24 protein-coding genes and 1 pseudogene are annotated in these 25,445 nt (G+C 65.8%); 13 read left to right on the top strand and 12 right to left on the bottom strand.

All coding sequences use genetic code 11. The features are described 5' to 3' along the window. Positions 1-16: 16 nt before the first annotated feature. The 5 genes from H3H55_RS10515 to H3H55_RS10495 form a co-directional block, all read right to left on the bottom strand. Positions 17-799 carry a peptidylprolyl isomerase gene (locus H3H55_RS10515; protein WP_129512340.1) on the bottom strand — a complete coding sequence of 261 codons (783 nt, stop codon included), beginning with the start codon at positions 797-799 and terminating at the stop codon, positions 17-19. Between the two features lie 18 nt (positions 800-817). After that, positions 818-1,126, bottom strand: coding sequence for a BolA family protein (locus tag H3H55_RS10510; RefSeq protein WP_048248478.1), 309 nt, complete (start codon positions 1,124-1,126; stop codon positions 818-820). Position 1,127: 1 nt separating this feature from the next. Further along, positions 1,128-1,658, bottom strand: a complete 531-nt coding sequence (locus H3H55_RS10505) for a septation protein A (RefSeq protein ID WP_011352350.1) — start codon at positions 1,656-1,658, stop codon at positions 1,128-1,130. Positions 1,659-1,788: 130 nt separating this feature from the next. Next, complete coding sequence (msrB, locus tag H3H55_RS10500; protein ID WP_129512339.1) at positions 1,789-2,220, bottom strand: peptide-methionine (R)-S-oxide reductase MsrB; 432 nt, start codon at positions 2,218-2,220, stop codon at positions 1,789-1,791. 44 nt (positions 2,221-2,264) lie between these two features. Continuing rightward, complete coding sequence (locus tag H3H55_RS10495; RefSeq protein WP_193098554.1) at positions 2,265-3,833, bottom strand: protein adenylyltransferase SelO; 1,569 nt, start codon at positions 3,831-3,833, stop codon at positions 2,265-2,267. A 155-nt stretch (positions 3,834-3,988) separates the two neighbouring features. On the opposite strand from H3H55_RS10495, the gene H3H55_RS10490 reads away from it, so the two are divergent. The 5 genes from H3H55_RS10490 to H3H55_RS10470 all read left to right on the top strand — a co-directional run bounded on the left by H3H55_RS10490 (position 3,989) and on the right by H3H55_RS10470 (position 11,447). Further along, positions 3,989-5,632 (top strand): 3-(methylthio)propionyl-CoA ligase, encoded by a 1,644-nt coding sequence (locus H3H55_RS10490; RefSeq protein WP_193098553.1) that lies wholly within the window; start codon positions 3,989-3,991, stop codon positions 5,630-5,632. A 168-nt stretch (positions 5,633-5,800) separates the two neighbouring features. Continuing rightward, the gene (locus H3H55_RS10485) at positions 5,801-7,885 is read left to right on the top strand and encodes a 3-hydroxyacyl-CoA dehydrogenase NAD-binding domain-containing protein (protein WP_193098552.1); all 2,085 of its coding nucleotides are present in this window, start codon (positions 5,801-5,803) and stop codon (positions 7,883-7,885) included. 35 nt (positions 7,886-7,920) lie between these two features. Continuing rightward, complete coding sequence (pncA, locus tag H3H55_RS10480; RefSeq protein ID WP_193098551.1) at positions 7,921-8,553, top strand: bifunctional nicotinamidase/pyrazinamidase; 633 nt, start codon at positions 7,921-7,923, stop codon at positions 8,551-8,553. 50 nt (positions 8,554-8,603) lie between these two features. Beyond that, a complete protein-coding gene (locus H3H55_RS10475; RefSeq protein ID WP_193098550.1) occupies positions 8,604-9,782 on the top strand; it encodes an acetyl-CoA C-acyltransferase in 1,179 nt (392 codons plus the stop codon). A gap of 261 nt (positions 9,783-10,043) precedes the next feature. Beyond that, on the top strand, positions 10,044-11,447 hold the full coding sequence (locus H3H55_RS10470) for a GGDEF domain-containing protein (RefSeq protein ID WP_193098549.1): 1,404 nt from the start codon (positions 10,044-10,046) through the stop codon (positions 11,445-11,447). A 57-nt stretch (positions 11,448-11,504) separates the two neighbouring features. Here the strand turns inward: H3H55_RS10470 and H3H55_RS10465 are convergent, their stop codons facing one another. Next, positions 11,505-12,422, bottom strand: a complete 918-nt coding sequence (locus H3H55_RS10465) for a LysR family transcriptional regulator (RefSeq protein ID WP_193098548.1) — start codon at positions 12,420-12,422, stop codon at positions 11,505-11,507. Positions 12,423-12,514: 92 nt separating this feature from the next. Here H3H55_RS10465 and H3H55_RS10460 point away from each other — a divergent pair, with 92 nt between their 5' ends. Beyond that, on the top strand, positions 12,515-13,528 hold the full coding sequence (locus H3H55_RS10460) for a zinc-dependent alcohol dehydrogenase family protein (RefSeq protein WP_193098547.1): 1,014 nt from the start codon (positions 12,515-12,517) through the stop codon (positions 13,526-13,528). Positions 13,529-13,600: 72 nt separating this feature from the next. Here H3H55_RS10460 and H3H55_RS10455 read toward each other — a convergent pair whose 3' ends face one another. Further along, a complete protein-coding gene (locus tag H3H55_RS10455; protein WP_193098546.1) occupies positions 13,601-15,745 on the bottom strand; it encodes a hypothetical protein in 2,145 nt (714 codons plus the stop codon). Between the two features lie 648 nt (positions 15,746-16,393). On the opposite strand from H3H55_RS10455, the gene H3H55_RS10450 reads away from it, so the two are divergent. Next, a complete protein-coding gene (locus tag H3H55_RS10450) occupies positions 16,394-16,618 on the top strand; it encodes a hypothetical protein (protein ID WP_193098545.1) in 225 nt (74 codons plus the stop codon). Between the two features lie 188 nt (positions 16,619-16,806). Here H3H55_RS10450 and H3H55_RS10445 read toward each other — a convergent pair whose 3' ends face one another. The 3 genes and pseudogenes from H3H55_RS10445 to H3H55_RS37285 form a co-directional block, all read right to left on the bottom strand. Beyond that, the gene (locus H3H55_RS10445) at positions 16,807-17,100 is read right to left on the bottom strand and encodes a hypothetical protein (protein WP_048248460.1); all 294 of its coding nucleotides are present in this window, start codon (positions 17,098-17,100) and stop codon (positions 16,807-16,809) included. Positions 17,101-17,885: 785 nt separating this feature from the next. Beyond that, positions 17,886-18,341: an avidin/streptavidin family protein gene (locus H3H55_RS10440; RefSeq protein WP_193098544.1), complete on the bottom strand. Its 456-nt coding sequence runs from the start codon at positions 18,339-18,341 to the stop codon at positions 17,886-17,888. A gap of 447 nt (positions 18,342-18,788) precedes the next feature. Further along, positions 18,789-19,070 (bottom strand): annotated as a pseudogene (locus tag H3H55_RS37285) (Arm DNA-binding domain-containing protein); the annotation flags it as partial. Positions 19,071-19,315: 245 nt separating this feature from the next. Between H3H55_RS37285 and H3H55_RS10430 the strand changes: the two are divergent. The 4 genes from H3H55_RS10430 to H3H55_RS10415 all read left to right on the top strand — a co-directional run bounded on the left by H3H55_RS10430 (position 19,316) and on the right by H3H55_RS10415 (position 21,746). Then, positions 19,316-19,630, top strand: coding sequence for a Dabb family protein (locus tag H3H55_RS10430; RefSeq protein WP_193098543.1), 315 nt, complete (start codon positions 19,316-19,318; stop codon positions 19,628-19,630). Continuing rightward, positions 19,627-20,106, top strand: coding sequence for a PaaI family thioesterase (locus H3H55_RS10425; protein ID WP_129512325.1), 480 nt, complete (start codon positions 19,627-19,629; stop codon positions 20,104-20,106). The genes H3H55_RS10430 and H3H55_RS10425 overlap by 4 nt, the downstream gene beginning before the upstream one ends. Before the next feature lie 197 nt (positions 20,107-20,303). Next, positions 20,304-21,263 (top strand): alpha/beta hydrolase, encoded by a 960-nt coding sequence (locus tag H3H55_RS10420; protein WP_193098542.1) that lies wholly within the window; start codon positions 20,304-20,306, stop codon positions 21,261-21,263. Between the two features lie 42 nt (positions 21,264-21,305). Beyond that, positions 21,306-21,746, top strand: a complete 441-nt coding sequence (locus tag H3H55_RS10415; RefSeq protein WP_193098541.1) for a GNAT family N-acetyltransferase — start codon at positions 21,306-21,308, stop codon at positions 21,744-21,746. Positions 21,747-21,760: 14 nt separating this feature from the next. Here the strand turns inward: H3H55_RS10415 and H3H55_RS10410 are convergent, their stop codons facing one another. Together H3H55_RS10410 and H3H55_RS10405 are read right to left on the bottom strand one after the other, a co-directional pair. Then, complete coding sequence (locus tag H3H55_RS10410) at positions 21,761-22,606, bottom strand: NRDE family protein (RefSeq protein WP_193098540.1); 846 nt, start codon at positions 22,604-22,606, stop codon at positions 21,761-21,763. A gap of 73 nt (positions 22,607-22,679) precedes the next feature. Then, positions 22,680-23,714, bottom strand: a complete 1,035-nt coding sequence (locus H3H55_RS10405) for a YgfZ/GcvT domain-containing protein (protein WP_193098539.1) — start codon at positions 23,712-23,714, stop codon at positions 22,680-22,682. Positions 23,715-23,791: 77 nt separating this feature from the next. Between H3H55_RS10405 and mltG the strand changes: the two genes are divergently transcribed. Both mltG and tmk read left to right on the top strand, forming a co-directional pair. Beyond that, entirely contained in the window at positions 23,792-24,811 is a 1,020-nt protein-coding gene (gene mltG / locus H3H55_RS10400; protein ID WP_129512320.1) for an endolytic transglycosylase MltG, read from the top strand. Beyond that, complete coding sequence (gene tmk / locus H3H55_RS10395) at positions 24,811-25,431, top strand: dTMP kinase (protein ID WP_129512319.1); 621 nt, start codon at positions 24,811-24,813, stop codon at positions 25,429-25,431. Before mltG ends, tmk begins: the two co-directional genes overlap by 1 nt. Positions 25,432-25,445 lie beyond the last annotated feature (14 nt).

Raw genomic sequence — 25,445 nt, 5'->3', positions numbered from 1 at the left:
GCGACTGGCGCCGGCGTTACTGAATCTTTGCCTGCTGGCGCAAGCCTTCCTCGAACGCCTGCAGCTTCTGCTGCACGAGCTGCTGCGCGATCTGCGCCTTCACCTGGTCGAACGGCGGCGGTGCGATGTCGCGGATGTCGTCGACGCGGATGATGTGCCAGCCGAACTGCGTCTTCACCGGCGCATCGGTCATCTGGCCTTTCTGCAGCTTCTGCGCGGCCGCCGCGAATTCCGGCACGTATGCCTTCGGGTCCGACCAGTCGAGATCGCCGCCGTTCTTGCCCGAACCCGGATCCTTCGAGTATTGCTTCGCGAGATCCTCGAACTTCGCGCCGGCCTTGATCTTCGCGATCAGGTCCTTCGCCTGCTGCTCGTTGTCGACGAGGATGTGGTGCAGGTGATATTCGCGGTTGCCGCCGGCGCCCTTGACGAGGTCGTCGTAGCGCGCCTTCACTTCGGCGTCGGTCGGCTGGTTCTTCTTCAGGAAGCTCTCGATCATCGAACGCAGCACGACGGTCTGCTGGGCGACGGCGACCTGCGCCTTCACGTCCGGACGATTCGGGATGCCTTCGCGGATCGCTTCCTGCATCAGGATTTCGCGGTTCACGAGTTCCTGGCGCACGGCCTGCTGCAGCTGCGGGCTATCGGTCTGGCCTTGCTGGACGAGTTGCGCGACCATCGCGTCGGCGCGCGACTTCGGAATCGGCGTGCCGTTCACGACGGCGATGTTCTGGGCGAATGCCGGCGCCGCTGCGAATGCAGCCGCCGCGACCCACAGGCGAGGGGATTTCAGGATCATCGGGAATTCCTAATGAGACTAGATAGAAGATTCGTTGAATTCTTCGGGCGTGTAAGCCACGATCGCGAGCGCGTGAATGCCGCGCTGCATCGCATCAGCGAGCGCATCATACACCAGCCGGTGCCGCGCGACGCGCGGCTTGCCCGCGAAGGCGGCCGACACGATCGTGACCGTGAAGTGGCCGCCGGAGGCTGCACCGGCGTGGCCCGCGTGCTGCGCGCTGTCGTCGCGCACGGTGAGCGACACGGGGGCGAGCGACGCGGTGAGGCGCGCTTCGATCAGCGCGATGCGCTCGTCGGGCGACGCGTGGAGAAAGGCGTCCGTCATGTCATTCGTCCTTCAGGTACTTCGTGAGCCACAAGCTCTGCAGGATGATGAACACGACCATCGCGCCCGTCGTACCGAACAGCTTGAAGTTCACCCATTGCGATTCGGTGAAGTTGTGCACCACGTACAGGTTCGCGACGCCGAGCACCGCGAAGAACAGCGCCCAGGCAACGTTCAGCTTGTCCCACACGGGGTGCGGCAGCGTCAGCTGCTTGCCCATCATCTTCTCGATCAGGTTGTTGCCGAACGCATAACGCGCGGCGAGCAGCCCGATCGCAAACAGCCAGTACAGCACAGTCGGTTTCCATTGAATGAATTTCTCGTCATGCAGGACGAGGGTGGCGCCGCCGAAGACGACGATCACGCCGAGGCTGACCCACAGCATCGTGTCGACCTTCCGGTGCCGGAAGGCGACCCACGCGACCTGGGCCAGCGTCGCGACGATTGCGACGGCGGTGGCGGTGAAGATGCCCCAGACCTTGAAGGCGGCGAAAAACAGGATGATCGGAAACAGATCGAACAGAAATTTCATGGCGCTCGCAGCTGCGTGAAAGGCCGCTTGCGCGGCCTTTCACCGTTGTAGGGACCCGCCAGGCACCGCCGTCGCGGATCGGGGCGGCCAGCCCGAGAGCAGGCCGCCCCGTCGATCCGCCCGGCGCCGCTCATTCGTTTTCGGGTCGGGACTCGAAGTTTAACGCAGCCGAATTGATGCAGTACCGCAAACCGGTCTGGTCGCGCGGGCCGTCCTCGAAGACGTGGCCGAGATGCGCGCCGCAATGGTTGCAGCGGACCTCGACGCGGACCATCCCGTGCGAGTAGTCGACCTTCTCGTCGATCACCTCGCCGTTGAGCGGCTTGAAGTAGCTGGGCCAGCCGCAGCCCGAGTGGAATTTGGAACCGGATTCGAACAGCGGCGTGCTGCAGACGACGCATTTGTAGATGCCGGCGTCCTCGGTGTCGGTGTATTCGCCGGTGAATGCGCGCTCGGTCGCCGCATGCTGCGTGACCTCGTACTGCATCGGCGTGAGCCGGCGACGCAGCTCGGTGTCGTCCTTCTTGTACGGGAAGGTCTTGTCGTCGGAATCGTGGGACATGGGGGTTCTCCTGATCGGTCGGTCGATACGCGCGGGTTGGGGCTTCAGGACGAGCAGCTCACTTCGAGCGACCCGGCCCAGTCGGGCGGCAACGCCGCGTAGGCTTCGTATTCCGGTTGTTCGTCGAACGGCCGGCGCAGCACCTGGGCGAGCCGCTCGACTTCGGAAAAATCCTTTTCCTTCGCGCGTCGGATCGCGACTTCGGCCAGATGGTTGCGCAGCACGTATTTCGGGTTTGCGCGGTTCATCGCGGCCGCACGTGCCGCGTCGTCGCGCGTTTCCTCGGACAGCCGCGCGCGGTAGAGGTTCGCCCACCCATCGAACGCGTCGCGGTCGATGAACAGGTCGCGCACGGGCGCGTCGCGGCTCGCGTCGTGCTTCGACAGCTGCGCGAGCCGGCGGAACGTCAGCGTGAAATCCGCGTGGCTCGCATGCATCGTCTCGAGCAGCTTGTTGGCGAGGTCCGCATCGTTCTCGCGTTCGAGCTCGAGGCCGAGCTTCGCGCGCATCGCGCGTTCGAGCGCGGGGCCGAACCGTTCCGGAAATTTCGCGAGCACGGCCTGCGCGTCGTCCACCGCGCGCTCGGCGCGAGCATCGTCGTCCGCGATGCCGTGCTGTAGCCCGATCAGCGGCAGCAGCGCTTGCGCGAGGCAGTAGCAGTTCCAGTGCGCGATGCGCGGCTGCATCCGGTATGCGTAACGGCCGCTCGTGTCCGAGTGGTTGCAGATGTGGTTCGCGTCGAACGCATCGACGAAGCCGAACGGGCCGTAGTCGATCGTCACGCCGAGGATCGACATGTTGTCGGTGTTCATCACGCCGTGGCAGAAGCCGACGGCCTGCCACTGCGCGACGAGATCGGCGGTGCGCAGTGTCGCGGCTTCGAGCAGCGCGAGGTACGGATCGTCCGCGTCGCGGCATGCCGGATAGAAGCGGTCGATCACGTGATCGGCGAGCTGGCGCAGCAGGTCGGGGCGATCGTTCGAGAAGAAGTGCTCGAAGTGGCCGAAGCGCACGAAGCTCTCCGACACGCGCGTGACGACAGCCGACGTCTCGATCTCCTCGCGGACCACCGGCTGGTCGGAGCCGATCACCGTCAGCGCGCGCGTGGTCGGGATGCCGAGGTGATGCATCGCCTCCGAGCACAGGAACTCGCGGATCGACGAGCGCAGCACCGCACGGCCGTCGCCCATCCGCGAATACGGCGTACGGCCGCTGCCTTTCAGTTGCAGCTCATAGCGGCGGCCGTCGGTGCCGGTGCGCTCGCCGATCGTCAGCGCGCGGCCGTCGCCGAGCTGGCCGGCCCACACGCCGAACTGGTGGCCGGAATAGACCGATGCGTACGGCATCGCGCCCGCGGGCCAGTCGCGCGTCGGGTTGCCGGCGAACAGCTCGGCGAACGCGGGTTGCGCGGCGATCGAGGGCGGCAGGTCGAGCAACTGCGCGACTTCGCCGGAAAAACCGACGACGTACGGCGCGGCAAGCGGTGCGGCCGGCAGTCGCGTATGAAACGCGTCGCCGAGCTGCACGAACGCGCCGTCGGCGGGCGCGCCGAGCGTGGCGGCGAGGTCGGGGAGGGTGTCAGCCGTATCGGCTGCGCTTCGGGAAAACGACATGTTGAGCGCCTCTGGGTAAGCCGATATTGTAAGGCGGCGCCGCGCCGCCCGCATGACGGCCCGCGCACCGTGCGCCACGCCTGTCCGGGCCGCTGACGGGCGCACGCCGGTTCGAGGCGCTTCACCGATTCGCGTCCTTCAGGGAGAACAAGACGATGGGTAAGCCGTTGCTGGGCCAGATGATGGACGTGCCGTTGCTGGTGTCCTCGCTGATTACGCATGCCGCGCGGCACGCCGGCGATACGGAGATCGTGTCGAAGCGCGTGGAAGGCGACCTGCATCGCTACACGTATCGCGATTGCGAACGCCGCGCGAAGCAGCTTGCGCAGGCGCTTGCGCGGCTCGGCATCGAGACCGGCGAGCGCGTCGGCACGCTGGCGTGGAACGGCTACCGGCATCTGGAGGCGTATTACGGGATCGGCGGAATGGGCGCGGTGTGCCACATGATCAACCCGCGCCTCTTTCCCGAGCAGATCGCGTACATCGTCAATCACGCGGAAGACCGCTACGTCCTCTTCGACATCAATTTCGCGCCGCTCGTCGACGCGATCGCGCCGCAGTGCCCGCACGTGAAAGGCTGGATCGCGATGACGGATGCGGCGCACCTGCCGTCCGGCGCGACGCCGTTCCTCTGCTACGAATCGCTCGTCGAAGCCGAGGACGGCCGTTACGACTGGCCGCATCTCGACGAACAGCAGGCGTCGGGGCTTTGCTACACGTCGGGCACGACCGGCAATCCGAAAGGCGTGCTGTATTCGAATCGCTCGACCGTGCTGCACGCGTACGGCGCCGCGCTGCCCGACGCGATGAACCTGTCCGCGATGGACGCCGTGTTGCCCGTCGTGCCGATGTTCCACGTCAACGCGTGGGGGCTGCCGTACGCGGTGCCGCTCACGGGCGGCAAGCTCGTGCTGCCCGGCAAGGATCTCGACGGGAAATCGCTGTACGAGCTGATGGAGGCCGAGCGCGTGACGTTTTCCGCGGGCGTGCCGACCGTGTGGCTCGGCCTGCTGAACTACATGCGCGAAGCCGGCGTGCGTTTCTCGACGCTGAACCGCACGGTGATCGGCGGCTCCGCGTGTCCGCCCGCGATGCTGCGCACGTTCGAGGACGAATACGGCGTGTGCGTGATCCATGCGTGGGGCATGACCGAGCTGTCGCCGCTCGGCACGCTCGCGAAGCTCAACTGGGCGCAGTCGCAGCGGCCGCTCGACGCGCAGCGCCGGCTGCTCGAGAAGCAGGGGCGCGTGATCTGCGGCGTCGACATGCGGATCGTCGGCGAGGACGGCCATGAACTGCCGTGGGACGGCGTCGCGTTCGGCGAACTGCAGGTGCGCGGGCCGTGGGTGATCGACCACTACTTCCGCGGCGATGCGTCGCCACTGTCGGACGGCTGGTTCCCGACCGGCGACGTCGCGACGATCGACCCCGATGGCTTCCTGCAGATCACCGACCGCAGCAAGGACGTGATCAAGTCGGGCGGCGAGTGGATCAGCTCGATCGATATCGAAAACGTCGCGATCGCGCACCCGGGCGTGGCCGAAGCCGCCTGCATCGCGTGCGCGCACCCGAAATGGACCGAGCGCCCGCTGCTCGTCGTGGTGCCGCGCGAAGGCGCGAACCTGAGCCGCGACGCGCTGCTCGCGTTCTACGAAGGCAAGGTCGCGAAATGGTGGATTCCCGACGACGTCGTGTTCGTCGAATCGCTGCCGCACACCGCGACCGGCAAGCTGCAGAAGCTGAAGCTGCGCGAGACGTTCCGCGATTACGTGTTGCCGACGGCGGTGGGCGAGCCGTAACGCCCGCGATCCGGTCGCCCGATCCGTCCCCGGATCGGGATGAAAATTCAAATTGAACGACCGTGCTTTTTCGTTGTATGCTGCCTGCGTTCGATCCGGACATGCGGCTGTTCGACCGCGCACAATGAAGCGCAGCCACCCCGGCGCGCGATGCATGGAGGCAGGCAGATGGCAGTGGATTACTCGACTCGCGACGGCGTGGCCGTCCTTACGCTCAACAATCCGCCCGTCAACGGGCTCGGCCTGTCGACCCGGCTCGGCATCATGGACGCGCTCGAGCGCGCCGCGCAGGATCCGTCGGTCACGGCGATCGTGCTGACGGGTGCCGGCCGCGCGTTCTCGGGCGGTGCCGACATCACCGAATTCAGCACGCCGAAGGCGCTGCAGGAGCCGACGCTGCACACCGTGATCCGCGCGGTGGAGGCGAGCGCGAAGCCCGTCGTCGCGGCGCTGCACAGCGTCGTGATGGGCGGCGGCCTCGAGCTCGCGCTCGGTGCGCACTATCGCGTCGCGGCGCCCGGTGCGCAGGTCGCGCTGCCCGAAGTGAAGCTCGGCCTGCTGCCGGGCGCGGGCGGCACGCAGCGCCTGCCGCGCGCGGTTGGGCTCGAAACCGCGCTGAACATGATCGTGTCTGGCGCGCCCGTGCCGTCCGAGCAGCTTGCGAAGAGCGGGCTGTTCGACGACATGGCCGACGGCGACCTGCTCGACGCGGCCGTCGCGTTTGCACGCAAGGTCGGCGCGCAGAAGGGGCCGCATCCGCGCGTGCGCGATCGCAAGATCGTCCACGCGAACGCCGCGGGCTTCATCCAGTTCGCGCGCAATTCCGCGCAGGCCGCCGCGCCGAATTTCCCCGCGCCGCACAAGTGCATCGATGCGATCGAGGCCGGCGTGCTGAACGGCTTCGACAAGGGCAGCGTCGCCGAGCGCGAAGGTTTCGTCGCGCTGATGATGACGCCGGAAAGCCGCGCGCTGCGCCATGCGTTCTTCGGCGAGCGCGCGGCGAGCAAGATTCCCGACGTGCCGGCCGATACGCCGCTGCGCGAGATCCGCCGCGTCGGCGTGATCGGCGCGGGCACGATGGGCGGCGGGATCGCGATGAACTTCGTCAACGCGGGCTTGCCCGTCACGCTGCTCGAGACGAAACAGGAAGCGCTCGAGCGCGGTGTCGCGACGATCCGCAAGAACTACGACGCGCAGGTGAAGAAGGGCAAGCTCACGCAGGAGAAGCTCGACGCGCGCATGGCGCTGATCACGCCGACGCTGTCCTATGACGACCTGAAGGAGGCGGACCTGATCGTCGAGGCCGTGTTCGAGGAACTCGGCGTGAAGGAACAGGTGTTCCGCAAACTCGACGAAGTCGCGAAGCCGGGCGCGATCCTCGCGTCGAACACGTCGACGCTCGACGTCGACAAGATCGCGGCGTTCACGAAGCGTCCGCAGGACGTCGTCGGCATGCACTTCTTCAGCCCGGCGAACGTGATGAAGCTGCTCGAAGTCGTGCGCGGCGCGCAGACCGCGAAGGACGTGCTCGCGACCGTGATGGCGGTGGCGAAGAAGATCCGCAAGACGGCGGTCGTGTCGGGCGTGTGCGACGGCTTCATCGGCAACCGGATGATCGAGCAGTACATCCGCCAGGCGCTGTTCATGCTCGAGGAAGGCGCGCTGCCCGCGCAGGTCGATCGCGCGATCGAGAAGTTCGGTTTCGCGATGGGGCCGTTCCGGATGAGCGACCTTGCCGGCAACGACATCGGCTGGGCGATCCGCAAGCGTCGTTACGTCGAGAAGCCGGATCTGCAGTATTCGAAGATCGCCGACCGCCTGTGCGAGCAGGGCCGCTTCGGCCAGAAGACGGGCGACGGCTGGTACGACTACGTGCCGGGCGAGCGCAAGGCGAAGCCGTCGTCGCTCGTCGACGAGATGGTCGTCGCGTATTCGAAGGAGCGCGGCGTCGAGCGGCGCAAGATCGGCGACGACGAGATCGTCGAGCGGCTGGTGTTCGCGCTCGTCAACGAAGGCGCGAAGATCCTCGAAGAGAAGATCGCATCGAAGGCGTCCGACATCGACATGGTCTATCTGACCGGTTATGGCTTCCCGTTGTGGCGCGGCGGCCCGATGCTGTACGCGGACGTGGTCGGCCTGTACAACGTCGAGCGCGCGATTCGCCGCTACGCGGCCGCGCCGAACGGCGACGCGTGGCAGCTCGCGCCGTCGATCGCCGAGCTTGCGAAGGCCGGCCGCGGGTTCAACGGCTGACGACGCCGCATGGCGGCGCTGCAAGGAGAAACGCAATGAAACGCACCGACGACGTGTTGCTCGTGATCGACGTGCAATACGACTTCATGCCGGGCGGCGCGCTCGCGGTGCCGGACGGCGACGCGGTCGTGCCGGTGATCAACGCGCTCGCGCGACGCTTCGACCAGGTCGTGCTGACGCAGGACTGGCACCCGCGCGACCACGTGTCGTTCGCGGCGAACCATCCGGGCCGCGAACCGTTCTCCACGCTCGCGCTGCCGTACGGCGAGCAGGTGCTGTGGCCCGTGCACTGCGTGCAGGAGACCGACGGCGCGGCGCTGCATCGCGATCTCGACATCCCGCAGGCGCGGCTCGTGATCCGCAAGGGCGGCGACGCGCAGGTCGACAGCTATTCCGCGTTCGTCGAAGCCGACCGCACGACACGCACGGGGCTCGCGGGCTATCTGCGCGAACTCGGCGCGAAGCGCGTGTGGTGCTGCGGGCTCGCGACCGACTATTGCGTCGCGTGGTCGGCGCTCGATGCGCGCGCGGCCGGTTTCGAAGCCGCGGTGATCAACGATGCGTGCCGCGCCATCGACCTGAATGGGTCGCTCGCGCACGCATGGCAGCAGATGCAGGCAGCGGGCGTCGCGCATGCGACGTCCGCGGGCGCGCGCCCGGCGGCGTAGCGCATTCCCCATCCGATTCAGGACATGAAGCAGGACCGAAGGAGACTCGCATGACCGAAGCCGTAATCGTATCGACCGCACGCACGCCGCTGGCGAAATCCTGGCGCGGCGCATTCAACATGACGCATGGGGCGACGCTCGGCGGCCACGTGGTCGCGGCCGCGCTCGAACGCGCGAAGCTCGATCCCGCGCGCGTCGAGGACGTGATCATGGGCTGCGCGAACCCCGAAGGCGCGACCGGCGCCAACATCGCGCGGCAGATCGCGCTGCGCGCGGGGCTGCCGGTCTCCGTGCCGGGGATGACGGTGAACCGTTTCTGCTCGTCGGGGCTGCAGACCATCGCGCTCGCCGCGCAGCGCATCATCGCGGGCGAAGGCGACGTGTATGTCGCGGGCGGCGTCGAATCGATCTCGTGCGTGCAGAACGAGATGAACCGGCACATGATCCAGGAAGGCTGGCTCGTCGAGCACAAGCCCGAGATCTACTGGAACATGCTGCAGACGGCCGAGAACGTCGCGAAGCGCTACGGGATCGCGAAGGAACGGCAGGACGAGTACGGCGTGCAGTCGCAGCTGCGCGCCGCAGCCGCCCAGGAAGCCGGTCTCTTTCGCGACGAAATCGTGCCGATCACCGTGCTCGCGGGCATCGCCGACAAGGCGACGGGCCGCCTGTTCACGAAGGAAGTGACGGTCTCGGCCGACGAAGGCATTCGCCCGGACACGACGCTCGAAGGCGTGTCGAAGATCCGTTCGGCGGTGCCGGGCGGCGTGATCACCGCCGGTAATGCGAGCCAGTTCTCGGACGGCGCGTCGGCCTGCGTCGTGATGAACGCCGATGTCGCGCAGCGCGAAGGGCTGCAGCCGCTGGGCGTGTTCCGCGGCTTCGCGGTGGCCGGCTGCGAGCCGGACGAGATGGGCATCGGCCCCGTGTTCGCGGTGCCCAAGCTGTTGAAGCAGGCGGGGCTGAAGGTCGACGACATCGGCTTGTGGGAGCTGAACGAGGCGTTCGCGGTGCAGGTGCTGTACTGCCGCGATACGCTCGGGATTCCTGAGGATCGCTTGAACGTGAACGGCGGCGCGATCGCGGTCGGCCATCCGTACGGCGTGTCGGGCGCGCGCCTGACGGGCCATGCGTTGATCGAAGGCAAGCGGCGCGGCGTGAAGTACGTCGTCGTCACGATGTGCATCGGCGGCGGGCAGGGGGCGGCCGGCCTGTTCGAAATCCTCTGATTTTTGACCGGTGGCGGCCGCGGCTTCGGTTCGGCGAAGCAGGCGGCCGCAACGCGAATCGGCGCGGCAAGACCGCCATTCGGAACGACCGGGAAGCAAAAGGCATGCGCCCGGCAATGCCGTTTCCCCTTACTTGTCAAACAAATTGCCCCACCTATACTTGCTCTGACATTTGCCTTTCGGCACGATGGGCCGGATCGTGCGTTGCGCGATCCGTGCCGCGAAGGTTCGAACCAACGCAGCAGACCGACCGGGGACCGAATGAGTACGACCTATGCAGCCGGGGGGGAACCGCCGCGCGTCGTCAGCGCGGCCGCGAGGCTCTATGCGAAATGCCTGCTGGTCGGATTCGCGTTGCTGCCTGCGTATCTGATCGCCTATCTGTGGTTCTTCAGCGACCCGCACGTCGTGTTCGAGAGCCACATTTTCCATGAAATCGCGATCGCGGCCGCGACCCTCGAGGGCGCTTTCGTCACCTATGTGACGTGGGTGTGCTACCGGTCGTCCGGCGAGCCGCTGCTGCGCTGGCTTACACTCGGCTTTCTCGGCTTCGCGATGATCTATGCGCTGCACGGTGCGTTCACCGGGATGGCGCATCACAATATCTGGCTGTTCCTGCTGTACGGACCCGCGTCGCGGCTCGTGATGTCGATCCTGCTGCTCACGGGCCTGATGTCGTATTCGCGTCCGCCCGATCGCTTCGACAAGCGCACCAGCGTGCGGACGTGGCTGCCGTGGATCGTGTTCTTCGTGATCGTCAACGTGGCCGTCGCGTACATCGCGTATTCGCCGGTCGCGGGCGCGCTGGGCACGCGGCTGTCGATGGAAGGCGGCGCGCTCGTGTTCTCGCTGCTGAACGTCGGCGTGCTGCTCGCGCGGCGGATCCGCTCGCCGCTGATGGTGATCTACGGCGTGTCGATCATGGCGTTCGCGCTGTCGTCGCTCGCGTTCATTCTCGGCAAACCGTGGAATCACATGTGGTGGCTCGCGCACGCGATTTTCGCGGGCGGGTTCTTCCTGCTCAGCTACGGCGTCGTGCAGGCGTTGCAGACGACCCGCTCGTTCTCGGCGATCTACAGCCAGGAAGACCTGATGAGCCGGCTGTCGGAATCGATGGCGCGCACCGAGAGCGCGCTGCAGGAACTGCGGCGCACGAACCAGAAGCTCGAGTACATGGCCGCGACCGATCCGATGACGGGCGCGTCGAACCGCCGGCAGTTCATCGCGCAGGTCGAACGCGAGATGGTGCGCGCCGAGCGCGACGGCACGCCGTTTTGCCTGCTCGCGCTCGATCTCGACAATTTCAAGAACATCAACGATGCGTACGGGCACCAGATCGGCGACGAGGTGCTGCGCGGCGTCGTACGCCAGTGCCTCGAGGCGATCCGGCCGGCGGGCGGCCTCGCGCGGGTCGGCGGCGAGGAGTTCATGGCGCTGCTGCCGGAGATGCCGCTCGAAGGTGCGCGCATGACGGCCGAGCGCGTGCGCTCGTCGATCGCGAGTTCGCCGTTCGGGCTCGATTTCAAACGCGTGCAGGTGACGGTCAGCGTCGGCGTCGCGCAATACGGGGTCGACGGCAGCACGGTCGACTCGTTGCTGCGCGTGGTCGACGAGCGGCTGTATCAAGCGAAGCGGGAAGGGCGGAACCGGGTCGTGTCGCGGTAACGCGTTGACGCGTGGGCGGTCGGGACGGGCCGCGTACAGCCCGTCGAAATCGGCCGCCTACGACGCGAGCAGCGGCGGAATCGCGGCAAGCACCGCATCGATCGCCACTCTCAGCTTGTGTGGCAGGAACCGTGTCGCGGGCCACACCACATGCATCGGCGTGCCGGGCGACGACACGTGTTCCAGCACGCGCACCAGCGCCCCCGTGCGCAACGCATCGCGCACGAGCCATTCGGGCACGTGAACCAGCCCCGCGCCGCGCATGGCGGCCGCGATCAGGCTGTCGATATCGTCGAAGCCGAGCCGGTAGTGCAGCGCGGGCTGCACGATGCGGCCGTCCGGCCCTGTCAGCGTCCACGGATTCGCGCGGCCGCCGCGCAGGTAGACGATGCAGCGATGGGCGGCGAGTTCGTCCGTATCGCGCGGCGTGCCCCGCGTGTTCAGGTACGCGGGCGACGCACAGACCGCCATCGATTGCACGCCGAGCGGGCGGGCGATCAGCGTATCGCTGTCGGGCAGCGCGCCGCTGCGAATGGCGAGATCGACGCCTTCATCCGCAAAATCGACCACGCGATCGGTGAAATGCCCTTCAACCTGCAGTTGCGGATGCTGCTCCGCCAGATCGAGCAGCAGCGGCGTCACGTGGTGGCGGCCGAACACGACGGGCGCGCTCACGCGAATCCGCCCGGTTGCCTCGCAGCGGCCGGCTTCGAGCATGTGCTGCGCGGCATCGAGCGCCTCCAGCGCCTGCGCGCATTGCTCGTAGAACGCATGGCCGTCGTCGGTCAGCGCGAGACTGCGCGTGGTTCGCACGAACAGCCGCGTCCCGAGCCGCGCTTCGAGCCGGCCGATCGCCTTGCCGACCGCCGAGCGTGTCTGTCCGAGCCGGGCGGCCGCCTGCGCGAAGCTGCCGGCGTCGACGGCAGCGACGAATGCGCTGATACCGGCCAGCCTGTCGTGCGAGATTGGTTCCATCTTGTCTACTATAAGTCGATAAATTGGCATCACATGGCGGTTGCGGGAATCATTATCCTGCCAACTCCTCTGTTTTCGTTATCGGAGTCGCCATGTCGTCACTCATGCATCGCTGGCAATCGCCGGCTTTTGGCCGTCAACACCTGCAACTCGCGGCCGTCCCGGTTCCGACGCCGGGCCCGCGCGACGTGCTGGTCCGCGTGGACGCCGTCGCGCTGAACTATCGCGACCTGCTGGTGTTGCGCGACGGGATGGGGATGGCCGTGCCGTTCCCGCTGGTGCCCGGTTCGGACATGCGCGGCGAGGTTGTCGCGACGGGGGCCGACGTGACGGACTTCGCGCCGGGCGACGCGGTGATCAGCACGTTCTTCACCGGCTGGCAGGACGGCCTCCAGCCGCGCGGCAGCGTGCCGCTCGGCGTGCCGGGGCCGGGGATGCTGTCCGAGTACGTGGTGCTCGGCGCCGATTCGCTGGTGGCCGCGCCGCGCACGCTCGACGCCGCGCAGGCCAGCACGCTCACCTGCGCAGGGTTGACCGCGTGGTATGCATTGGCCGACGCATCGACGACACGGCCGGGCGATACGGTGGTCGTGATCGGCACGGGCGGCGTGGCATTGTTCGCCGTGCAGATCGCCCATGCGCAGGGGGCACGCGTGATTGTCGTGTCGGGCAGCGACGAGAAGCTCGAGCGCGCGAAGCGGCTCGGCGCGCACGACGGGATCAACCGCACGCGCACGCCGGACTGGGCCGCCGAAGTGCGCGCGCTGACCGGCGGGCGCGGCGCCGATCACGTGCTGGAACTCGCGGGCGCGGACAATTTCGGGCGTTCGCTGTCGTCGCTCGTGCAGGGCGGCCGCGTGTCGGTGATCGGCAATCTGGGTGGTGATGCGCTGACGACGTCGGTGTATCCGCTGCTGACGGGGCGTGCGACCGTGCAGGGGATCGGCGTCGCACACCGGCGCGCGCTCGAGGACCTCGTGCGCGCGGTGGACTGGCTGAAGCTGAAGCCAGTGATCGAGCGCGAGTACGGGTTCGATGCGCTGCCGGCCGCGCTCGACCACCTCGAACGCGGCGCGTTCGGCAAGGTGGTCGTGCGGATGCGTTGAGCGGTTTCGTACGCGCTGAAGCCCCGAGGCGAGGCGGCCCGGGGCTTTTTTGCGTTTTCCGCGCGCGATGCGCTATCGCGACGCGACGGCCGCCGCCGCGTTTTTCGGCTGCACATCCTGGATGCGCTGCGACGCCTGCCACCAGTACTTGCCCGCGCGCTGCTGCGGATCGCGGATCGCGAGATACGTCGTACTCCAGAGCTGCGCCGCGTTGGCTTCGGTGGCGTCCGCGCTGCGCGTGCCGAACGCATCGGTCTGGTACTGCCCGTTCACGTAGGACCACGTCCACATCTCCGACGTGCGCATGTCGCGTCCGTTCGAGATCACCTGCCAGATCGTCTGCCGTGCCTGCGCGAGCAACGCGCGGGTCGTGGGCGACAGGTCCTGGCGCGCGAGCTGGCGATCGAGCCCGGCCACCCACATCGCCTGCTGCCACGACCAGATCACCGTGCCGTGATACGCGGAGCTCGTGAACTTCGGCCACAGCGACGGGTTCGCATACGCCGGGTTCGCGATCAGCATCCCGGCATCGGTCACGAGCCCGGCCGGGAAGGGGCGCGTGACGTCGGTGACGATCCGCTGGAGCTGGTCGTCCGGCGGCGTGCCGAACAGCAGCGCGAAGCCGCCGTCGGAATTCATCACCGGAACCGGATTGCCCTGCTGATCGAGCGACAGCGCATAGAACGACAGAGCTGCACCGGACGCGGCGCCGGCCGGCACGCCGGCGGACGGCGCATAGGTCGACACGTCGGTGGCCGCCTGCGCGGCCGGCACGCTGACCTGGAACAGCGGCGGCGCCTGCGTTTCCCACGTGGCAGCCTGGTTCGCCGTGTTGGCGAGCGTCGCACGCTGTCCGGCGTCGAGGTACGGATCGAGCAGGCCGCGCGTGAGGAACGCGTTCGCCGTGCGCAGCGCGGCCGGCACGAGCACCGCGTTTACGTCGTACGGGTACACGCCGCCGCCGAGCCCGTCGGTGCTGTCGCGCCAGTTGCCGACGATCTCGCCGGGCCGCAGGTGGATCAGGTTCGCGACCGACGGTTGTTGCGCGAACGGCTGCGCGGTCGTCGCGACGTGCAGCAGGTTGACCACCAGACGGGCGCCGTTGGTCTGGCCGTCGCTGCCGCGCTGCGCCAGATAAGCGGCCGCGCGCGCCTGGCCGCGCGTATCGTCGATCAGCCACGCGGCCGCGATCGGCGCGAGCAGGTAGTCGCTGTCGATCATCTTGTAGTCGTAGGTCGGCGTCGGGTCGTTCGGCCGCCCGTTCTTCTGGTTGTCGACCAGTGCGAATTCGCCGATGCCTTCCTCGTGCGCGACCTTGCCGTCGACCGACAGGCGGCTCAGCACCGACGACAAGCCGGCCTCGATCGCCGCGGGGGCGAGCACGGGCATCAGCATGCGGACCGAGATCAGCGTGTCGCGGCCGAAGTACGTGTCGTACTGCCACGAGCCGGCCAGCAGCTTGTCGTTGAAGCTCAGGAATTCGAGCACGTTCTGGCTCACCGGATCGGGGTTCACGGACGGCGCGAGCAGGTCGGCGCGCGTGATCGGCGACAGCGGCGTCTCGCCCGACAGCGCATCGACATGCAGCCGCAGCGTGCGCGAGCCGGCCGGTGCGCTCAGCACGAGCTTGCCGCCCGCTGCCGGCGCGATGCTGCCGCCGTCGCGCAGCGTGATGCGCAGCGCATAACCGGTCGCGCCGTCGATCCGGTCGCGTTGCCATTGCGCGGCGTTGCCCTGGATCGTCGGCGCCGTGACGATCTGCTGCGGAATCGTTGCGCCGCCGTTGAAGTCGCGCAGGAAGCGCACATTGCTGAGCACGCCCTGGCGAATCGTCAGCGTGCTGGTGTCCACCGACACGTCGGCACCGATCCCGTACAGCGGGCGGCCGTGCGTGTCGGGCGCCGACAGCGCGGACGGCGGCGTGTCGAGGCTCCAGTTCACCGGCTGCGCGGTGTCGTCGAACCACAGCCCCGTGCCGCTGTTGCCGGCGGGGAAGACCACGAGCAGCCGCGGTTTCGTCGACGAGCGCACCAGCAGATGCGCGGCCACCTTGTCCTGCCGGTAGAACGCGTTGATCTGGCCGCCGGCGTCCATGCGGAACGACAGCGCGGCGTTGTTCGACGGCGTGCTGCTCGATTGGACGTCGTCGTCGTTGCAGGCCGCGAGCAGGGCGGCGCAGACGAACCCGAGACACAGCGACTTCGCAAGGCGATGCATGTTGATGTCCCTCCTGATGACTGGTGATTTTTATCGGAATGGTCGAGTGAACGGATCTTCTGTCCGTTTCGTCTGGTGTCGCGGGCATGCTGGTGAATGCCGGGCGTTAATCGGGTATTGATGCTTCTGCGGCAAGCGAATTGAGCGGCAAATAAACGAATGACCGATAAATGCCGAAAACTGAAACAACAGAGGGCGTCGCCCTGCGGTGCAGCACGGGGAAAGGCAATGCGGATGGCCTTCGCGTGGGCGAACGACGGTTCGTGTACGGCGGGAGAAAACGAAACGTAAGCCGTCGTAGGGGATTCTAAATTTGCGGGAAAGTCGAAGTCAATAACGTTTTCGAGATTTTATGATATTCGATTGGTATGGTTGCGCAATTATTACTCGTCGAATCGGTAAAATATGCGATTTAATGGGAGTGGGTAATGGAATCCGCTTATCAAGCGATGAAATGATTGGCAATGACGTTTCATTCGGGCAATTGATTCCGGACAGGAAACGAATCGTCGCGTTCGTGCAGGAGGTTGTCGTGCAAGCCGTGTTCCAGCGATTCAACCCGGGACGAGCGCCGTGCCGGTTTCGAAGCGTGATTTCGATAACCGAACCTATGGTCGACGGCCGCCTGAGTCGTCGAGCCGCCTCACGATGCACAGCCGACCCGATCTGTCGGCCGAAAAGACGATCGCGCTGAAGGCGTTCAAGATGGGGCTAGATGATGAGTTTCCGATCGAGTCGGACGAACACACGTTCGCGTCGCGAGGGTGGCTCACGGTCGTTACGTCGAACAGAGGGACCAACGGGAAGGTGAAGGTCGGACGCGGGAAGAAGCCGGGCAAGAAGACCAATCTTGTTGGTCCGACGCCGGAGTAGTACCGGGCAGACGATTCGCCCGCCTTTCCGCTAGCAATTTCTCAAGGAAGCCGTTCCAAGCATCATCGATGACGCGTTCAATGTTTTCGCCCGTGTGCTCCGGCCCTTGCTAGACCTTTACGACGGATTCGCCAGCCGGTTCGTAGCGGATCCTCGGCAAGGGCCGGTGCGGCATGATTGATGAATTGCTAGTTGCCAATCGCGATGAATGCAAAGCTTCTGTTTTGAAGGCTGCCTGAATTGTTGCCGGTATTGGCCTGGCAGGAATTCTTGTTGACGAACGGGAAGGCTACGGCGTCAGAACTGGCCTGTGATGAGTCGTTGTAGTTGTTTTGAGATCCGACAAGTCCGGGGAGTGCCGAGAATCCGGGGCTGAAGGAGATCGAATATCTGCCGGAGCTGATGTTCTCGACGGTGAAGTCCCCGCTACCGTTGAGAATGTTTCCGTTTTTGTCGATGGTGCCCCAAACGATACGAGCCATTATTTCCTCCGGTGTGGTCAATGTAAATAATGTGCCATATTGGATGGCTTGAACCAAGGTGATCGATAAATTCGGATTTTGAAAAATCCTATATGGATCGCATTGGAGTTTTGATGGTAGGTCTTGATTGTATGAAAGTAAACCGCTGGTTAAAGTGGGTTTTATCGCTTGAATATTGTGATTTCGTTTTCTTTGAGAAGAATTATTTTGGATTTTGATTGATCAATAAATTGAAGAGAATGTGACTTCTGTTGAGTATTCTGGATGCCGTCCGAGCTGGCTCGGGCGGCTTTTTTATGGGGCGGATGCAAGGCCACGAAAAGACAATTCCGGAGCGGATCGTCACGGGTGGACTGATTGGTATCGCGAAGGGACTGGTCGGCAGGGTGCGACTGACGTTTCGGCTCGTCGTCGTCCGGACCTCGAGATACAGCCCATTGGCATCGGTAAGTTGGCAGGCTTGTCGCCTGCCTTCCCTTGTCGGATCCTGACTTCGGTAAGCGGCTCGGTGAAAAGGCGGGTACTCGTGTCGCAACCATCGCCCGACAGGCGGACTGAATCGCGGGAGCGCCGCGACCAACAACGATAACTGTCTGTCGGGATTTGTTGGGGGCGTTCGCCCTTACGAAATGAATATCGAAGCCCTGAGTGCGTAAGCCCTCGGGGCTTTTGGCTTGTGCGACACAATCTGTGCCCCACGCCGATCCTTCGGCAGTGGGGCTCAGTCGTTTCGACTCCCGACGTTGATACGTGAGTCTGGCGTGGGAGTGCGGGATGCAGCCCCACTACTGCGAGACAAGCGGGGTGAAAACGTTTTGCCCCGTATTGACATGCTTCCACGAATACTGGGCGAAGGCGTTTGAGTAGTAGTAAAGCGCCGTGATCGTCGGTGTGCCGTTCGTCACCTGGCAAAGTCCTGACCACGTCGTAATGCTGTTGTAGTTGGCAGAGCCATTGTTCCAATTCACGGAAAATGTGACCAGCGTGACTTGATCAAGCCCGTTGTTTGCAGGCGGCGCTGCATAAAACCAGCCAGAAAGTGGAAAGGTCTGCCCGGTCGTTCCCGAGGGTGAGATATATGTTCCAGTAATGGCGCCAGTTGGCGCGACGGACGTGATATTCATCGTTGAGCTCAACTCATTGCGCCACGAGCCGGTTGGGTTTTGGCAAGTTGCCGCGTCGGCCAGAGAGGGCAATGCAAGAGTCCCCAAAATAGCGAGTGATGCGAGGGTCTTCTTCATTTTCGATTCCTTTCGTGTGATTTCGCGGATCCCGCGTATTGGCTCAATCACGACTTGGCGAGCCTGACCCCAATCCGACATGTGTTTTGTGCGAGCTCGACTAACGATGTCTGGCGATAGCAATCATCCTCTCGTCAGGCTTCGCCGAGTGGGCGATAGATTTTTTGATCATTCCCGTTAATGGTGGCGGGAGAATTTGAAAAACCTGGAATAATTATTTTTGTTAATGATTTGATTAATATTTTTATTCCAATGAAATGCCGATCTGATATTCAGCATAGGTTGGAAGAAAGAGGGTGGCAAGAGTGAATGCTTGTTTTTAGAGGGATTGCGGAATCGAGAAATATTGACTTTGTGTCGATAGGAATTCGGGTTTTGATGGGCATCAGAGACGTAAAGGTGAATTCAGTGAAGATGCTCCCAATTCCCAATGATCGTGCGTGATGATTAATCACGTCTTCCGCTTCTTCGCAGCCACGCGTCACTGACGGCGCGGAAAGTTGCTTTGCCTTCGTTGCTGCGCGCGGACAGCACGTCCTGCCGCGCATGAGACGGGTGCAGTCCCTTCTTGACGAGTTCACGGGCATCGTCGCGTGCCGCGCGAGCGTCTTGAAGGCTGACGGTGGGATATCCACCGATCGCGAAGAGATTCTCCTTCCCGGCAATGCTGTACTTGTATCGCCAGAGCTTGGAGCCAGACGGATTCACCAACAGATACAGCCCATTGCCGTCGGTAAGTTTGGTAGGCTAGTCGCCTGCCTTCGCTTGTCGGATCTTGACGTCGGTAAGCAGCGCGGTGAAAACGCGGGTATCACCTTCGGCGGCTTGAAACGATGCCCGCTCCGATACCCGCTTTTGCCCCGGGCGGGACATGATTCCCGGCGAACGCAAGCGAACGGTGGAAGGGCTCAGGATGCCCGGCTGGCAAGAATTCTAGGAAAATCGCGGCACCAAGACGAACTGGAGCGAACGAAGTGATCAGACATATTGTCATGTGGAAGTTGAAGGAATCGGCAGAAGGCGCGACGCGCGCGCAGAACGCGCTGAAGCTGAAGGAAAAGCTCGAAGGCTGCCGCGATCTCGTGCCGGGCATCCTGCAGATCGATGTCGGCGTGGCGACACCTGGCCTCGACGCGACCTCCGACATCGTGCTCGTATCCGATTTCACGGACAAGGCCGCGCTCGACGCATACCAGGTGCACCCGGTTCACCAGGAAGTGAAGAAATTCGTCGTCGCGGTGGCCGAATCGCGCGAGTGCGTCGACTACCTCGTCGACAGCGCACGATGAGCGACGCGGCATCCCCGGCGGACGGCCCGTCGATCGAAAGCCCGTTCGTCGACATGCTCGGCGTGCGACTCGTGTCCGCGAAGGACGGTGCGAGCGAGATCGTGCTGCCGCTCGAAGAGCGGCACATGAACACGTGGAGCATCGCGCACGGCGGCGTGACGATGACGCTTGCGGACATCGCGCTCGCGATGGCCGCGCGCAGCCTGACCGACGACGGTATCGGCGTCGTGACGGTCGAGATGAAGGTGAACTTCATGCAACCGGGCCGTGGCGAGTTGCGCGCTTACGGGCGCGTGATGCATCGCTCGACGACGATGGCCTACTGCGAAGGCGAAGTGCGCGACAGCGACGGCAATTTCGTCGCGAAGGCGCTCGGTACGTTCAAGTACATGCGGCGGATCGCAGTGGGCCGCGACATCAAGCGGCAACGCTCGCGCACCGCGCCGGACGCGCAGCCCGGCCCGAGCGACGCGTAAGCGCCCCGACGCATGGCCCTGCCTCTCCCAAGGCAGGGCCGTTTTGTTTGGCGTCGTGCAATCGCGCGCCGGACTCGTTTCGCGGAGCGCCGAAGCGCCGTAATTACGGCAAGTAGCGCGTACGGCCCGTCCGTCGCGGGCGTGGCATCATGTAACGCTTGTCCGCTTACGGCGCCGCGCACGCGCCGTCCTCACCGATGCCGCTGAATCCGAAGATCGCCCAGGTGCTCGACATGATCGAGCGCGCGAAACGTCCGTCCTATCATCACCAGACGCCGCAGCAGGCGCGCGCCGCGTACGAGAAGAGCGCGCCGATTCTCGACGTCGCACCGGCGACGATGCATTCGGTCGAGGAATGCGTCGTGCCGACGCGCGACGGTCGCACGATCGGCGCGCGGCTGTACTTGCCGGTCGCGCCGAGCCTCGCGGAGCCGCTGCCCGCGCTCGTTTACTACCACGGCGGCGGCTTCACGGTCGGCAGCGTCGACACGCACGATGCGCTGTGTCGGATGTTCGCGCGCGATGCGCAATGCGCGGTGCTGTCGGTCGGCTACCGGCTCGCGCCCGAGCACCGGTTCCCGACCGCGGTGAACGACGCCGACGACGCATTGCGATGGCTGCATCGCGAGGCCGCCGCGTTCGGCATCGACGCAGCACGGCTGGCGGTCGGCGGCGACAGCGCGGGCGGCACGCTCGCGACCGTCTGCGCGGTGCTCGCGCGCGACGCCGGTATTCACCTCGCGCTGCAAATGCTGATCTACCCGGGCGTGACGGGCCACCAGGACACCGAGTCGCACGCGCGGCTCGCGAACGGCTACCTGCTGTCGCAGGACACGATCCAGTGGTTCTTCGCGCAATACGTGCGCGATTCCGGGGACCGCGACGACTGGCGCTTCGCGCCGCTCGACGGCACGCGCGGTGCACCGTCGTTCGCGGGCGTCGCGCCGGCCTGGATCGCGACGGCCGAGTACGATCCACTGAGCGACGAGGGTGCCGCGTACGCGGACAAGCTGCGTGCGGCCGGCAACGCGGTTACGCTGGTCTGCTATCCGGGGATGATCCACGAATTCTTCAAGATGGGCGGCTACGTGCCGGAAGTGCGAGCCGCGCATGCGGACGCGGTAGCGGCGCTGAAGGCCGCATTCGACGACGTTTGACGACTGGCGTTTGACGGCGTGCGCGCCGCATGGGGGGCAGCGATGACGGACGGCGTGGTGGAAACGGGCGACTGGACGGTCCTGGGCGGCGACGCCGCGCGGATCCGCGATGCGGTGTTCGTGCGCGAGCAGCGGATTCCGCCGGAATGGGAGCTCGACGACGACGATCCGCTGTCGCTCCATGCGGTTGCGTACCGGATCGATGCGGTGACGGGCATCCGCCGCGCGGTCGCGACGGGGCGGTTGCTGCCGTCCGGCACGATCGGCCGCGTCGCCGTGCTGGCCGACGCGCGCGGGCAGGGCGTCGGGTCAGCGGTGCTGAACGCACTGCTCGGTGCCGCACGGCGCCGCGGCGAAACCGTCGTGCGGCTCTATGCGCAGGCGTCGGCGGTGTCGTTCTACGTGCAACACGGTTTCGCGGCGGTCGGCGAACCGTTCGTCGAAGCCGGCGTGCCGCACGTCGAGATGGCCCGCGCGCCGTAGCGCGGAACGCGCGTTCAGCGCGGCCGCGTCGCGTCGATATCGAACGTGAACGCGCGTTCGAACGTGCCCGGACGGACGGTGCGGTGCGAGCCGTCGTCGTCGCAGCGCTCCTTGATCTCGACCGTCAGCCGCACACCTTCCTTCATCGTGACGCGCAGCGCGGTCGTGCCGCGCGTGCCGTACTCGGGCGTCTCGATGAATGCGGCCGACAGCGCACGCTCGCGCTCGATCGGAATGCCCGTGTGCGGCAGGGCTTCGTCGTCCGCGACATGCGGGTCGCGCATCAGATCGATCAGTTCGTCGAGCGACGGGGTCGGGTTGTCGGTGAGCAGCGTGCCGAGCTCCGCGCGCTTGCGCACCACTTTCGGCCAGGGCGTATCGAGCCGCGCATTCGACAGCGCATGCACACCGGGCGTGATCGTGACGGGCGCGGCGACACTGCTTTCGCCCTCGGGCGCGCGGTTGCAGAACCATGCGAGTTCGCGCCGCTTCCAGTCGCCGACGAGCAGATTGAAGCCGTTGTACACGGCCGCATGCTCGGCAAGCTGCCCGAGATAGTCGAGCGGCGCAACGGACGGACCGCCGAGGAAATCGGACACGAGCTTGCCGCGGGTCGGCGCGCCCGCGCGGATGTCGAACGGCGCGCGGTAGTTCGTCAGCGCCGCGAAGCGGCCGTCGCGCGATACGCCGAGCCACGTGCCGCCTGCTTCGAGATCGCGACCGGCCAGCACGCCCGGTACATCTTCCCACCACGAGAGCGGCGCGCTCGTGCGGCGAAAGAACTCGTCGCGGTTGGCGGCCAGGGTAAAGACGGGACCGGCGGCGGTATCAGGCTGCCAGTCGAAAGCGATCAGACACATCAGGCGAATCTCTCGCAGGAAACATCGGGCGCCGGCGACTTGCGAGCCGGCGCGCGAACGGGTTGTCAGTGCGTCATGCTTCCGTCGGCCATGCGTACGGGAGTGCGTCGAACGCGAGCACCGGGCCGTCGGCCGAACCGAGATGCACGGTGCCATTGTCGAGCGCGGCGAGCTTGATCTCGACGAGCGCGTCAACGCCGCCGGCGGGCGCGGCTGCCGCATTGACGATCATCCCGCACGGCTGGCCGGGATCGTCGCTGTGGAACAGCTCGACGCCGGCATGCACGGTATCGGTCTCGCCGGCGACGTGCGCGAGCGCGGTGCGGCGCTTGATCGTGCCGCGGTACTGGCTGCGCGCGACGATTTCCTGGCCCGGGTAGCACCCCTTGCGAAAGTTAACGGCGCCGATCACGTCGAAGTTGACCATCTGCGGCACAAACTGCTCGACGGCCGGCTGCGTGATGCGCGGCTCGCCCGCGCGCACGTCGAGCCAGTCCCACACGGCCGGCGACACGATCGGCAGCGTGCCGGCGAGCGCGGCGACGCGCGCATCGACTTCCGCGCGCGGGCCGATCCACAGATAGCGCTTGCGGCCGGCCGCATCGGGCACGCGGATCAGCGCGCCGGCCGGGCCGTCGACCTTCACGTGCACGCCGTCCGGCAGCGCATCGAAGATGCCCGAGAGCGCGTTGCGCACGTCGCCCGCGAAGCCGACCACGGCGAGCGCGTCGCTCGCGTCGGTGAGCTTTGCCTTCGCGCGCAGCACGAACATCGACAGCCGCTTTTGCACGGCAGGCTGCACGTCCTTCGACACCAGCAGGCGCACGCCGTGGCCGGCACGCCACGTGAGGAACGACCCGAGGAGGCGCCCCTTCGGCGAGCAATAGCCGGACAGCCGTGCGGTCGCGGCATCGAGATGCTCAATGTCGTTGGTCAGCTGGCTGTGCAGGAACGTCGCGGCGTCGTCGCCGGCCACGTCGATCACACCGAACTGCGGCAGCGGCATGCAGGCGCCCGGCGCGTCGAAATCGGCGGCGGACGGACGGGGGAAAACGGGGAGCGAGGCGGGTGCGGCCTGGGCAGCCGGTGAAGCGAACGGTGTGCTCATGGAATGAGGGAACAGTCAACCCTGACTTTGACGAAGGCGAGCAAGTATTATATGGGTCTTACCTGAGTCACGTTTCCATGTCCCTACTGAAGAAATGCGCCGCGACGATCGTGGCGCTGGCCGTCGTTGTGGCCGCTGCCGGCGCGGGCGGCGGGTATTACTGGGCAACCCGGCCGTTGTTGCTGGGTTCGGCATCGCTCGACGTCACGATCAAGCCGCGCAGCAGCGTGAAGAGCGTTGCGCTGCAATTGCGGCGCGGCGGCGTGCCGGTCGAGCCGCTCGGTTTCGTCGCGATGACGCGCGTGCTCGGGTTGTCGAGCCGGCTCAAGTCCGGCAACTACGAATTCAAGACCGGCATCACGCCTTACGACGTGCTGCAGAAGATCGCGCGCGGAGACGTGAACGAATACGTCGCGACGGTCATCGAAGGCTGGACCTTCAAGCGGATGCGCGCGGAACTCGACGCGAACCCCGATCTCGCGCACTCGACGGCCGGCATGAGCGACGCCGAGCTGTTGCGCGCGATCGGCGCGTCGGACAACGCCGTGCAGCGCGGCAGCGGCGAGGGGCTGTTCTTCCCGGATACCTACCTGTTCGACAAGGGCACGAGCGACCTGAACATCTACCGGCGCGCGTACCACCTGATGCAGACGCGCCTCGACGAAGCCTGGGTCGCACGCGTGCCGGGGTTGCCGTACAAGTCGCCTTACGAAGCGCTGACGATCGCGTCGATCATCGAGAAGGAAACGGGCCACGCGGCCGACCGCGCATTCGTCGCGGCCGTGTTCGCGAACCGGTTGCGCATCGGCATGCCGCTGCAGACCGATCCGTCGGTGATCTACGGGCTCGGCGATGCGTACGACGGCCGTCTGCGCAAGCGCGACCTGCAGGCCGACACTCCTTACAATACCTACACCCGACGCGGGCTGCCGCCGACGCCGATCGCGTTGCCGGGCGTTGCCGCGCTGCAGGCGGCGATCAATCCGGCGCAGACGAGCGCGCTCTATTTCGTCGCGAAGGGCGACGGCACGAGCGTGTTCTCGGACACGCTCGGCGACCACAACAAGGCCGTGGACAAGTACATACGAGGTCAATAATGGCGAGCGGTAAATTCATCACGTTCGAAGGGATCGACGGGGCGGGGAAGACCACCCACCTGCAGTGGTTCTGCGAACGCCTCCAGGGCAAGCTGGCCGCGGCCGGCCGGCAGGTCGTCGTCACCCGCGAACCGGGCGGCACGCAGCTCGGCGAGAAACTGCGCGAGATCCTGCTGAACCAGCCGATGGATCTCGAGACGGAAGCGCTGCTGATGTTCGCCGCGCGCCGCGAGCATCTGGCGCTCGTGATCGAGCCCGCGCTCGCGCGCGGCGACTGGGTCGTGTCCGATCGCTTCACCGATGCGACGTTCGCGTACCAGGGCGGTGGCCGCGGGCTGCCGCGCGACAAGCTCGAGGCGCTCGAGCGCTGGGTGCAGGGGGGCTTCCAGCCCGACCTCACGGTGCTGTTCGACGTCGCGCCGCACGTCGCGAGCGAGCGCCGCGGCGCGGCACGCATGCCCGACAAGTTCGAAAGCGAGTCCGACGCGTTCTTCGCGCGCACGCGCGGCGAATACCTGCGGCGTGCGGAAGAGGCGCCGCACCGTTTCGCGATCGTCGACGCGACGCAGTCGATTCCCGAGATCCGCCAGCAGCTCGAACGCGTGCTCGCCGCGCTGTAACACGCAAGGAACGC

The organism is Burkholderia sp. Z1, from assembly GCF_014893795.1.
Lineage (GTDB): Bacteria > Pseudomonadota > Gammaproteobacteria > Burkholderiales > Burkholderiaceae > Burkholderia > Burkholderia theae.
The sequence above is the reverse complement of the archived record's forward strand: the minus strand, read 5'-3'. Positions and strand labels throughout refer to the sequence as shown.

What these genes read in the sequence shown, in the direction of transcription:
- H3H55_RS10460 (WP_193098547.1), top strand. Translation starts at nt 12,515, where the DNA reads ATGTCGTCACTCATGCATCGCTGGCAATCGCCGGCTTTTGGCCGTCAA.
- H3H55_RS10515 (WP_129512340.1), bottom strand. Translation starts at nt 799, where the DNA reads ATGATCCTGAAATCCCCTCGCCTGTGGGTCGCGGCGGCTGCATTCGCA.
- H3H55_RS10470 (WP_193098549.1), top strand. Translation starts at nt 10,044, where the DNA reads ATGAGTACGACCTATGCAGCCGGGGGGGAACCGCCGCGCGTCGTCAGC.
- H3H55_RS10415 (WP_193098541.1), top strand. Translation starts at nt 21,306, where the DNA reads ATGACGGACGGCGTGGTGGAAACGGGCGACTGGACGGTCCTGGGCGGC.
- H3H55_RS10445 (WP_048248460.1), bottom strand. Translation starts at nt 17,100, where the DNA reads ATGGCTCGTATCGTTTGGGGCACCATCGACAAAAACGGAAACATTCTC.
- H3H55_RS10505 (WP_011352350.1), bottom strand. Translation starts at nt 1,658, where the DNA reads ATGAAATTTCTGTTCGATCTGTTTCCGATCATCCTGTTTTTCGCCGCC.
- H3H55_RS10455 (WP_193098546.1), bottom strand. Translation starts at nt 15,745, where the DNA reads ATGCATCGCCTTGCGAAGTCGCTGTGTCTCGGGTTCGTCTGCGCCGCC.
- H3H55_RS10510 (WP_048248478.1), bottom strand. Translation starts at nt 1,126, where the DNA reads ATGACGGACGCCTTTCTCCACGCGTCGCCCGACGAGCGCATCGCGCTG.
- H3H55_RS10405 (WP_193098539.1), bottom strand. Translation starts at nt 23,714, where the DNA reads ATGAGCACACCGTTCGCTTCACCGGCTGCCCAGGCCGCACCCGCCTCG.
- msrB (WP_129512339.1), bottom strand. Translation starts at nt 2,220, where the DNA reads ATGTCCCACGATTCCGACGACAAGACCTTCCCGTACAAGAAGGACGAC.
- mltG (WP_129512320.1), top strand. Translation starts at nt 23,792, where the DNA reads ATGTCCCTACTGAAGAAATGCGCCGCGACGATCGTGGCGCTGGCCGTC.
- pncA (WP_193098551.1), top strand. Translation starts at nt 7,921, where the DNA reads ATGAAACGCACCGACGACGTGTTGCTCGTGATCGACGTGCAATACGAC.
- H3H55_RS10450 (WP_193098545.1), top strand. Translation starts at nt 16,394, where the DNA reads ATGCACAGCCGACCCGATCTGTCGGCCGAAAAGACGATCGCGCTGAAG.
- H3H55_RS10490 (WP_193098553.1), top strand. Translation starts at nt 3,989, where the DNA reads ATGGGTAAGCCGTTGCTGGGCCAGATGATGGACGTGCCGTTGCTGGTG.
- H3H55_RS10425 (WP_129512325.1), top strand. Translation starts at nt 19,627, where the DNA reads ATGAGCGACGCGGCATCCCCGGCGGACGGCCCGTCGATCGAAAGCCCG.
- H3H55_RS10440 (WP_193098544.1), bottom strand. Translation starts at nt 18,341, where the DNA reads ATGAAGAAGACCCTCGCATCACTCGCTATTTTGGGGACTCTTGCATTG.
- H3H55_RS10475 (WP_193098550.1), top strand. Translation starts at nt 8,604, where the DNA reads ATGACCGAAGCCGTAATCGTATCGACCGCACGCACGCCGCTGGCGAAA.
- H3H55_RS10420 (WP_193098542.1), top strand. Translation starts at nt 20,304, where the DNA reads ATGCCGCTGAATCCGAAGATCGCCCAGGTGCTCGACATGATCGAGCGC.
- H3H55_RS10495 (WP_193098554.1), bottom strand. Translation starts at nt 3,833, where the DNA reads ATGTCGTTTTCCCGAAGCGCAGCCGATACGGCTGACACCCTCCCCGAC.
- H3H55_RS10485 (WP_193098552.1), top strand. Translation starts at nt 5,801, where the DNA reads ATGGCAGTGGATTACTCGACTCGCGACGGCGTGGCCGTCCTTACGCTC.
- H3H55_RS10465 (WP_193098548.1), bottom strand. Translation starts at nt 12,422, where the DNA reads ATGGAACCAATCTCGCACGACAGGCTGGCCGGTATCAGCGCATTCGTC.
- H3H55_RS10410 (WP_193098540.1), bottom strand. Translation starts at nt 22,606, where the DNA reads ATGTGTCTGATCGCTTTCGACTGGCAGCCTGATACCGCCGCCGGTCCC.
- tmk (WP_129512319.1), top strand. Translation starts at nt 24,811, where the DNA reads ATGGCGAGCGGTAAATTCATCACGTTCGAAGGGATCGACGGGGCGGGG.